Annotated in this window: 11 protein-coding genes; 8 read left to right on the top strand and 3 right to left on the bottom strand. The window is 34.3% G+C overall.

The window, feature by feature from the left end; genetic code table 11:
• The 5 genes from LDL23_RS10710 to LDL23_RS10690 all read left to right on the top strand — a co-directional run.
• Window positions 1–1,020 (top strand): AMP-binding protein (locus tag LDL23_RS10710; protein WP_291265693.1); only part of this gene is annotated, 1,020 nt, incomplete at its 5' end.
• A gap of 127 nt (window positions 1,021–1,147) precedes the next feature.
• Entirely contained in the window at window positions 1,148–1,588 is a 441-nt protein-coding gene (locus LDL23_RS10705) for a MarR family transcriptional regulator (RefSeq protein WP_026726087.1), read from the top strand.
• A gap of 18 nt (window positions 1,589–1,606) precedes the next feature.
• Window positions 1,607–3,997: a 3-hydroxyacyl-CoA dehydrogenase/enoyl-CoA hydratase family protein gene (locus LDL23_RS10700; protein ID WP_291265692.1), complete on the top strand. Its 2,391-nt coding sequence runs from the start codon at window positions 1,607–1,609 to the stop codon at window positions 3,995–3,997.
• A 3-nt stretch (window positions 3,998–4,000) separates the two neighbouring features.
• Window positions 4,001–5,185 (top strand): acetyl-CoA C-acyltransferase, encoded by a 1,185-nt coding sequence (locus tag LDL23_RS10695; RefSeq protein ID WP_291265691.1) that lies wholly within the window; start codon window positions 4,001–4,003, stop codon window positions 5,183–5,185.
• 21 nt (window positions 5,186–5,206) lie between these two features.
• Complete coding sequence (locus tag LDL23_RS10690) at window positions 5,207–6,997, top strand: acyl-CoA dehydrogenase family protein (protein ID WP_291265690.1); 1,791 nt, start codon at window positions 5,207–5,209, stop codon at window positions 6,995–6,997.
• A 62-nt stretch (window positions 6,998–7,059) separates the two neighbouring features.
• Here LDL23_RS10690 and bcp read toward each other — a convergent pair whose 3' ends face one another.
• Window positions 7,060–7,512: a thioredoxin-dependent thiol peroxidase gene (bcp, locus tag LDL23_RS10685; RefSeq protein ID WP_291265689.1), complete on the bottom strand. Its 453-nt coding sequence runs from the start codon at window positions 7,510–7,512 to the stop codon at window positions 7,060–7,062.
• Between the two features lie 96 nt (window positions 7,513–7,608).
• Here bcp and nth point away from each other — a divergent pair, with 96 nt between their 5' ends.
• Both nth and LDL23_RS10675 read left to right on the top strand, forming a co-directional pair.
• Entirely contained in the window at window positions 7,609–8,256 is a 648-nt protein-coding gene (gene nth, locus LDL23_RS10680; RefSeq protein ID WP_291265688.1) for an endonuclease III, read from the top strand.
• Window positions 8,257–8,607: a DUF2200 domain-containing protein gene (locus LDL23_RS10675; RefSeq protein WP_291265687.1), complete on the top strand. Its 351-nt coding sequence runs from the start codon at window positions 8,257–8,259 to the stop codon at window positions 8,605–8,607.
• A 33-nt stretch (window positions 8,608–8,640) separates the two neighbouring features.
• Here the strand turns inward: LDL23_RS10675 and LDL23_RS10670 are convergent, their stop codons facing one another.
• Window positions 8,641–8,784: a hypothetical protein gene (locus tag LDL23_RS10670; protein ID WP_291265686.1), complete on the bottom strand. Its 144-nt coding sequence runs from the start codon at window positions 8,782–8,784 to the stop codon at window positions 8,641–8,643.
• A 51-nt stretch (window positions 8,785–8,835) separates the two neighbouring features.
• Window positions 8,836–9,420 carry a sigma-70 family RNA polymerase sigma factor gene (locus LDL23_RS10665; protein ID WP_291265685.1) on the bottom strand — a complete coding sequence of 195 codons (585 nt, stop codon included), beginning with the start codon at window positions 9,418–9,420 and terminating at the stop codon, window positions 8,836–8,838.
• A 312-nt stretch (window positions 9,421–9,732) separates the two neighbouring features.
• Here LDL23_RS10665 and LDL23_RS10660 point away from each other — a divergent pair.
• Window positions 9,733–10,000, top strand: a 268-nt coding sequence (locus tag LDL23_RS10660) for a hypothetical protein (RefSeq protein WP_291265684.1), incomplete at its 3' end; no start/stop codon positions are given.

Here is a 10,000-nt window from a genome sequence, read left to right as displayed (position 1 = left end):
ATTTCTGATAATCTTAAAGAAGTAAAACCACACGTTATGTCGGTTGTTCCTCGTTTATTAGAAAAAGTATACGACAAAATTTATGCTAAAGGAGCCGATTTAACAGGAATCAAAAAAGCACTTTTCTTTTGGGCTTTAGATTTAGGAATGGAGTACAAACCTTACAAACAAAACGGTGCATTCTACGAATTTAAACTAAAAATTGCTCGAAAATTAATCTTCTCTAAATGGCAAGAAGGTTTAGGTGGCGAATTAGAATTACTAGTTTCGGGAAGTGCGGCGTTACAATCACGTTTAACAAAAGTCTTCTGTGCGGCTAATATTCCAGTTATGGAAGGTTATGGTTTAACCGAAACTTCTCCTGTAATATCAGTAAATGACATGAGAAATGGTGGGTTCAGAGTAGGAACCGTTGGAAAAATTTTAAATGGAGTTGAAGTTAAAATTGCAGAAGATGGCGAAATCTTATGTAAAGGTCCAAATGTAATGATGGGGTATTACAAAGACGAAACACAAACTGCTGATGTATTAAAAGAAGGTTACTTCCATACCGGTGATATTGGAGAAATAGATAGCGACGGTTTCTTGAGAATTACGGATCGTAAAAAAGAAATGTTCAAAACTTCTGGAGGAAAATATGTAGCTCCTCAGATTTTAGAAAATGCATTCAAACAATCTCGTTTCATCGAGCAAATTATGGTAATTGGTGATGGCGAAAAAATGCCGGCTGCTTTTATACAACCTAATTTTGAATTTGTTACGGAATGGGCACACAGACATAACAATACTACTTTTTCTTCTAATGAAGAACTTTGTGCTAGTAAAATGGTAATTGATAGAATTCAAGAAGAAATTGACCATTGTAATGAAAAATTTGGGAATTGGGAAAAAGTAAAACGTTTTGAACTTACACCAGATGTTTGGTCTATCGATGCAGGTCACTTAACACCTACTATGAAATTAAGACGTAAAATTATAAAAGAAAAATATAACGACTTATATCAAAAAATTTACGGATAGAAACGCTAAAACCCGCATTTCGTGGGTTTTGCTATTTTAAAAAGTTAAATTTTGAAAAAAATGTTAAAAATACTATGCGTGCATAGTATTTTTTTTTATATTTGAAAAAGATTTGATTTATACTTATATGAAAGATAAAACCATCGATTATGCATTACGAACAACTTGGCAAGCAGTTGCCCGTATGTATAATGAAGAAGCAGCAAAATATGGTGCTACAATGGCAACCGGTTTTGCATTGTTAAGCATAGACAGAGAAAAAGGTTCACCATCTACAACTCTAGGACCTAAAATGGGAATGGAAGCAACAAGCTTAACCCGAACCTTAAAATCTATGGAAGAAAGAGGTTTGATTACTCGTAAAAAAAACCCAACTGATGGTAGAGGGGTAATCATTCAATTAACAAAAGACGGGAAAGAAAAAAGAGAACTTTCTAAAGAAACTGTACTTCGTTTTAATGAAGCAGTAAAACAACATGTAAGTGAAGAAAAATTACAACACTTTATGGAAGTTGCTGAAATTATAAACGAATTAATTACCGATAAGAAAATCTATAACGACAAATAAAACAAACCTATCAACAACATGAAACGTAATATTAAAAAAGTTGCTGTTATTGGTTCCGGGATTATGGGAAGTGGTATAGCTTGCCATTTTGCTAATATTGGGGTTGAAGTCTTACTATTAGACATCGCACCAAACGAACTAACCGAAGCCGAACAGAAAAAAGGACTAACTCTAGAAAGTAAAGCCGTTAGAAATCGATTAGTAAATGATCATTTAGCTAACGCTTTAAAATCGAAACCCTCACCTATTTATCATCCAAGTTTTGCTTCAAGAATTACTACAGGTAATACTACAGATGATATGTCGAAAATTGCAACTGCAGATTGGATTATCGAAGTAGTTGTAGAACGTTTAGACATCAAGAAAATTGTTTTCGAACAAGTTGATAAATATAGAAAACCAGGAACTTTAGTCACTTCAAATACTTCTGGTATTCCTATTCAATTTATGAGCGAAGGAAGAAGCGAAGATTTCCAACAACATTTCTGTGGTACGCACTTTTTTAACCCTGCTCGTTACTTAAAATTATTTGAAATCATTCCTGGACCAAAAACATCGCATGAAGTATTAGATTTCTTGAATGGTTATGGTGAAAAATTCTTAGGAAAAACTTCAGTTGTTGCAAAAGATACTCCAGCTTTTATTGGAAATAGAATTGGAATCTTCGGAATCCAAAGTTTGTTCCACCAAGTAAAAGAAATGGGATTAACAGTTGAAGAAGTGGATAAATTAACTGGACCAGTAATTGGTCGTCCAAAATCAGCTACTTTTAGAACGGTTGATGTTGTTGGTTTAGACACTTTAGTTCATGTAGCGAACGGAATTTATGAAAATTGTCCAAACGACGAAGCGCATGAATTATTCAAACTTCCTGAATTTGTTAACAAAATGATGGAAAACAAATGGTTAGGAAGTAAAACCGGACAAGGTTTCTACAAAAAAGAAGGAAAAGACATCCTAACCTTAGATTTAGACACATTAGAATATAGAGCCAATAAAAAAGCTTCTTTCGCGACTTTAGAATTAACCAAAACGATTGAAAAACCAATCGACAGATTTAAAGTTTTAGTTACTGGAAAAGACAAAGCAGGTGATTTCTACAGAAAAAACTTTGCTTCTATGTTCCAATACTGTTCAAACAGAATTCCTGAAATCACTGACGCTTTCTACAAAATTGACGATGCTATGAAAGCAGGATTCGGTTGGGAAAATGGTCCATTCGAAATTTGGGATGCTATCGGTGTTGAAAAAGGAATCGAATTAATGAAAGCGGAAGGCTACCAACCAGCTTCTTGGGTAACGGATATGGTGGCTTCAGGAAACACTTCATTCTATTCGATTAAAGATGGAGCAACACACTTCTACTCTATCACTAATAAAAAAGTAGAGAAAATTCCTGGTCAAGATGCTTTCATTATTTTAAATAACATTCGCCAAAGCAAAAAAATATGGAACAACAGCGATGCAATCATTACTGATTTAGGCGATGGTATCATCAATTTAGAATTTACTTCAAAAATGAATTCTATTGGTGCTGGCGTTTTACAAGGAATCAACAAAGCTATTGATATCGCTGAGAAAGACTACAATGGTTTAGTTATTGGAAATCAAGGCGCAAATTTCTCTGTTGGAGCTAATTTGGGAATGATTTTCATGATGGCTGTCGAACAAGAATATGACGAATTAAACATGGCCATTAAAATGTTTCAAGACACAATGATGCGTTGTCGTTATTCAGCTATTCCAGTTATCGCTGCTCCTCACGGAATGACTCTTGGTGGTGGTTGCGAATTAACAATGCACGCTGACAGAGCAGTTGCAGCAGCAGAAACGTACATCGGATTAGTAGAATTTGGTGTTGGAGTGATTCCTGGTGGTGGTGGTTCTAAAGAAATGGCTTTGAGAGCATCTGATTTATTCCGTAAAAACGACGTGGAATTAAATGTTCTTCAAGAATATTTCTTAACTGTTGGTATGGCAAAAGTAGCAACTTCAGCTTACGAAGGTTTTGATACTGGAGTTTTACAAAAAGGAAGAGATATTGTTGTCGTGAACAAAGACCGCCAAATTGCAACAGCCAAACAAGTAGCTTTACAAATGGCAGAACAAGGTTATACGCAACCAGTAAGAAGAAAAGATATCAAAGTTTTAGGTAAACAAGCTTTAGGAATGTTCTTAGTAGGAACTGACCAAATGGAAGCGGGTAAATACATTTCTGAACACGATAAGAAAATCGCTAACAAATTAGCTTATGTAATGGCTGGTGGTGATTTATCAGAAGCAACATTAGTTTCTGAACAGTACTTATTGGATTTAGAAAGAGAAGCATTTTTATCATTAACTGGAGAAAGAAAATCTTTAGAAAGAATTCAGTACATGTTAACCAAAGGGAAACCATTAAGAAACTAAGAAATGAGAACAGCATATATAGTAAAAGGATATAGAACAGCAGTTGGAAAAGCTCCAAAAGGCTTATTCCGATTCAAAAGACCTGACGAATTAGCAGCAGAAACCATCGAACACATGATGAAAGAGTTGCCTGATTTCGACAAAACACGTATTGATGACGTGATGGTAGGAAACGCCATGCCAGAAGCAGAACAAGGTTTAAACGTTGGTCGTTTAATTTCTTTAATGGGATTAAAAATTACGGATGTTCCTGGAGTTACAGTAAACAGATATTGTGCTTCTGGAGTAGAAACTATCGCAATGGCGACAGCTAAAATTCAATCAGGAATGGCAGATTGTATCATTGCTGGTGGTGCAGAAAGCATGAGTTACATTCCAATGGGAGGTTACAAACCAACACCAGATTATAAAGTTGCCGCTGCAGGTCACGAAGATTATTACTGGGGAATGGGATTAACGGCTGAAGCTGTTGCAAAACAATTCAACGTTTCTCGTGCTGACCAAGATGAATTTGCTTACCAATCGCATTTAAAAGCTTTAAAAGCACAAGCAGAAGGTAAATTCGATAAACAAATTGTTCCTATCACAGTAGAACAAACATTTATCAATGAAAATGGTAAGAAAGAAACAAAATCTTATGTAGTAAATAAAGACGAAGGTCCAAGAGCAGGAACTTCAGTAGAAGCTTTAGCAGGATTAAGACCTGTATTTGCTGCTGATGGTTCGGTTACGGCTGGAAACTCTTCACAAATGAGTGATGGCGCAGCTTTCGTTTTAATCATGAGTGAAGAAATGGTGAAAGAATTAAACTTGGAACCAATTGCAAGAATGGTAAGCTACGCTGCTTCAGGTGTAGAACCAAGAATCATGGGAATTGGTCCTGTTACCGCAATTCCAAAAGCATTAAAACAAGCAGGATTAAAACAAGACCAAATCGATTTAATTGAGTTAAACGAAGCTTTTGCAGCACAATCATTAGCTGTAGTGAGAGAATTAGGTTTAAATCCTGAAATCGTAAACGTTAACGGTGGAGCTATCGCTTTAGGTCACCCACTAGGTTGTACAGGTGCTAAACTATCAGTTCAATTGTTTGACGAAATGCGCATGAGAAACAGCAAATACGGAATCGTTTCAATGTGTGTTGGAACAGGTCAAGGTGCAGCTGGAATTTTCGAATTTTTAAAATAAAACTATAAAACTTAATAAGTTATGTCAGATATCATCAGAGGAGGACAATTCCTTGTAAAAGAAACAAAATGCGAAGACATCTTCACACCAGAAGACTTCAATGAAGAACAAGTAATGATGCGTGATTCGGTTATCGAATTCGTAGACAAAGAAATTTGGCCAAACAAAGAACGTTTCGAAAAGAAAGATTATGCGTTAACCGAAGACATCATGCGTAAAGCTGGAGAATTAGGTTATTTAAGCGTTGCTGTTCCTGCAGCTTATGGCGGAATGGAAATGGGATTCGTAAACACCGTTTTAGTATGTGATTATATTTCAGGAGCAACGGGTTCGTTTTCAACTGCTTTTGGAGCGCACACTGGAATTGGAACAATGCCAATTACCTTATACGGAACTGAAGAGCAAAAACAAAAATATGTACCAAAATTAGCATCTGGCGAATGGTTTGGAGCTTACTGTTTAACAGAACCAGGTGCAGGATCTGATGCAAATTCAGGAAAAACAAAAGCGGTTCTTTCAGAAGATGGAACACATTATAAAATCACTGGTGGAAAAATGTGGATTTCAAATGCTGGTTTTTGTAATTTAATGATTGTTTTCGCTCGTATCGAAGACGATAAAAACATTACGGGTTTCATCGTTGAAAATGATCCTTCAAATGGAATTTCAATGGGTGATGAAGAGCACAAATTAGGAATTCGCTCCTCTTCTACTCGTCAGGTTTTCTTTAATGAAACAAAAGTTCCAGTAGAAAATATGTTGGCAGGTCGTGGCGAAGGTTTTAAAATTGCGATGAATGCTTTAAATGTTGGGCGTATTAAATTAGCTGCTGCTTGTTTAGAAGCACAACGTAGAACAGTTACTGGAGCGGTACATTATGCTAACGAAAGAGTTCAGTTTAAAACGCCTATTTCAAGTTTTGGAGCAATTCAAGCTAAAATTGCTGAAATGGCAACAAATGCTTATGCTGGTGAAAGTGCAACTTACAGAGCAGCTGCAGATATTGAAAACAGAATTAATATTAGAGTAAGCGAAGGAAATTCGCACCAAGAAGCAGAATTAAAAGGTGTTGAAGAATTCGCAATCGAATGTTCCATCTTAAAAGTAGCAGTTTCTGAAGATGTTCAAGCCTGTACAGATGAAGGAATTCAAATTTTTGGTGGAATGGGATTCTCAGAAGACGCTCCTATGGAAAGTGCTTGGAGAGATGCTCGTATCGCAAGAATTTACGAAGGAACTAACGAAATCAACAGAATGTTATCTGTGGGTATGTTAGTGAAAAAAGCAATGAAAGGTCATGTTGATTTATTAGGTCCAGCAATGGCTGTGGCAGAAGAATTAATGGGAATTCCATCATTCGATGTTCCAGATTATTCAGAATTATTTGCTGAAGAAAAAGAAATGATTGCCAAATTGAAAAAAGTATTCTTAATGGTTGCGGGTGCTGCAGTTCAAAAATACGGAGCAGAATTAGAATCACACCAACAATTATTAATGGCTGCTGCTGATATTTTAATCGAAATCTATATGGCTGAAAGTACTATTCTTAGAACGGAGAAATTAGCTAAAAAAGAAGGCGAAGACAAAGTTCAGGAGCAAATTGCTATGGCAAAATTATACTTATATCATGCAGTAGATATCGTAAACCAAAAAGGAAAAGAAGGAATCGTTTCTTTTGCTGAAGGCGACGAACAACGTATGATGTTAATGGGATTAAAACGTTTTACAAAATATACGAACATGCCAAATGTGGTAGCACTTCGTGAAAAAATTGCTGCAAAAATTATTAACGAAAACAAATACGCTTTCTAATACAGCAATTAATTGGTTTAGTTTGTTTAAAAAAACCATTCGCCTTGGCGAATGGTTTTTTATTATTTTAAAATCTGAGCAGCGTGGGCTTTGGTTTTTACATCGGAAATTACTTCTTCAATAATTCCGTTTTCATCAATTACAAAGGTAGTTCTATGAATACCATCGTATTCTTTTCCCATGAATTTCTTTGGTCCCCAAACACCGAAGGCTTGAATCACTGATTTGTCTTCATCCGCTAATAACGGAAATGGTAAGTCATATTTTTCAATAAACTTAGTTTGAGCTTTTGCACTATCAGCACTTACTCCTAACAAAGCGTAATTATTTGCTTGAAAACGAGCATAATTATCTCTTAAATCGCATGCTTCTGCTGTACAACCTGGTGTACTTGCTTTTGGATAAAAGAACACTACAAGTTTTTTTCCTTTGTAATCAGCTAATGTATGAGTAGCTCCATTTTGGTCTAAACCTGAAAAATTAGGGGCCTTATCTCCAGCTTTTAATGTTGTCATTTATTTATAGTTTAAAAGGTTAAAAAATCATCTTTAAAAATGAATTTTGATATTGCGCTATTACTTTATAACTTTACGAATCAAATTTAGTTAAAAATGACCAAAAGCGAGAAGGTAACATTTGTTATAAATACGTTAAATGAATTATATCCTGAAATTCCTATTCCGTTAGACCATAAAGATCCTTATACATTACTAATTGCCGTGTTACTTTCAGCACAATGTACAGATGTTCGCGTGAATCAAATTACGCCAATTTTGTTTGCGAAAGCAGATAATCCGTATGATATGGTAAAAATGAGTGTAGAAGAAATAAAGGAAATTATTCGCCCGTGTGGATTATCTCCTATGAAATCAAAAGGAATTCACGGATTATCAGAAATTTTAATTGACAAATACAATGGCGAAGTACCGCAAAGTTTTGAAGCTTTGGAAGCGTTACCGGCTGTGGGACACAAAACGGCTAGTGTTGTGATGAGTCAGGCTTTTGGAGTTCCGGCTTTTCCTGTTGATACGCATATTCATCGATTGATGTATCGTTGGGGATTAACCAATGGTAAAAACGTACAACAAACCGAGAAAGATGCCAAACGTATTTTCCCAGAGGAATGTTGGAACGATTTACACTTACAAATCATTTGGTACGGAAGAGAATATTCTCCTGCTCGTGGCTGGAATTTAGAGAAAGATATTATCACGAAGACGATTGGAAGAAAAAGTGTAATTAATGAAATTAAAAAATAAATGGCATCAAGAAGTATAAATCATATGATCTTTGCTGGTGTTTACCCACATTACATAAACAAAGCTGAGAAAAAGAATCGTACGAAAGCGGAAGTTGATGAAATTATTTGTTGGTTAACAGGTTACACATTGGAAAGCCTTCAAAAGCAAATTGATACAAAAGTAGATTTTGAAACCTTTTTTGAGCAAGCACCAAAATTAAACGAAAACGTTTCTAAAATAACAGGTGTTATTTGTGGCTATCGCATAGAAGAAATTAAAGATCCATTAATGAAAAAAGTGCGCTATTTAGATAAGTTAATAGACGAATTAGCGAAAGGGAAAACAATGGAGAAAATATTAAGAAAATAAAAAAATGCCTCAAATCTCTTTGAGGCATTTTCCTTAATTAGCGATAATTTCAAAACTTGAATTTCCCACTTTATGTATACTCAATGCTTTTGAATAATTGAGTAAAAACAAAATCGTTTCTTTTTTAGGTTTCATTTTTTGAGATGCTAATTTTTTCTTAGAGTAAAGTTTTGCCATTAATTATGTTTTGATTTATAGCATAATAACGGCAATATTTTACATTTAGTATTAATTAGTCAAAATAATTTGATTCTTTTCTATAATTTTTCTCAAATTCAACAAAGCATAACGCATTCTTCCTAAGGCTGTATTGATACTAACACCAGTTAAATCAGCTATTTCCTTAAAACTTAGATCTTGATACATACGCATTACTAAAACTTCTTTTTGATCTGCAGGAAGTTCATCTAACAACTTAGCTAAATCAGTTTCTACTTGTTCGGATATAATTTGTCCTTCAATATTTAAACTATTATCTGTCATATAATTGAAAATCGAATACTCTTCTGTTTCGCGTTGAAAAGGCATTTTCTTTGCTTTTCTGAAATGATCAACAACCAAGTTATGAGCAATACGCATTACCCAAGGTAAAAATTTTCCTTCTTCATTATACGACTGCGATTTCAAGGTTTTAATTACCTTAATAAAGGTATCTTGAAAAATATCATCCGATAAATCTCTATCGTTTATTTTCGAATAAATAAATCCGTAGATTTTAGATTGATGTCTTTCAATCAATGAAGCTAAAGCAGACTCATCTCCGCTTATATAATTCTTCACTAAAACTGCATCAGGAAGTACAAGATTAGCCATAACAATACCTTTTAGTTAATTTAAGTCTCTGATTCTAAAAAGTAATTGTGTGTTATAGGCTATTTTGTTTTATAGATTAAAGTTCAAATTTAACATAAAATTTATTTAATATCCAAATAATTATTTAAAAAAAACTTCTATTCATTAAAAATAAATCTAAATATGATTCCAAACTATTAAATAATCGCAACTATTCGTAACTAATTATAAACTATTCTAATTTAAACATTCTGTTTTTAATATTTAAAGAGGCAAGGAATAGGAGTAAATAAAATTACAATTATTATCTTTGCAAATCTTTTAAAAACAACGATGACACAACCTGATTTTTCTACCTTAGAACCTAAAAAAAACATTCTAATTAAAGGAGCGCAATTGCACAACCTTAAAAATTTAGATGTTGCAATTCCAAGAAATAAATTAGTGGTTATTACAGGGCTTTCCGGTTCTGGTAAGTCGAGTTTGGCATTTGATACGCTTTATGCCGAAGGACAACGCCGATATGTTGAAAGTTTATCTTCATACGCGCGTCAGTTTTTAGGAAGATTAGACAAACCTAAGGTGGAATATATCAAAGGAA

This window comes from Flavobacterium sp. (assembly GCF_020217025.1).
Classification (GTDB): Bacteria; Bacteroidota; Bacteroidia; order Flavobacteriales; family Flavobacteriaceae; genus Flavobacterium.
The sequence above is the reverse complement of the archived record's forward strand: the minus strand, read 5'-3'. Positions and strand labels throughout refer to the sequence as shown.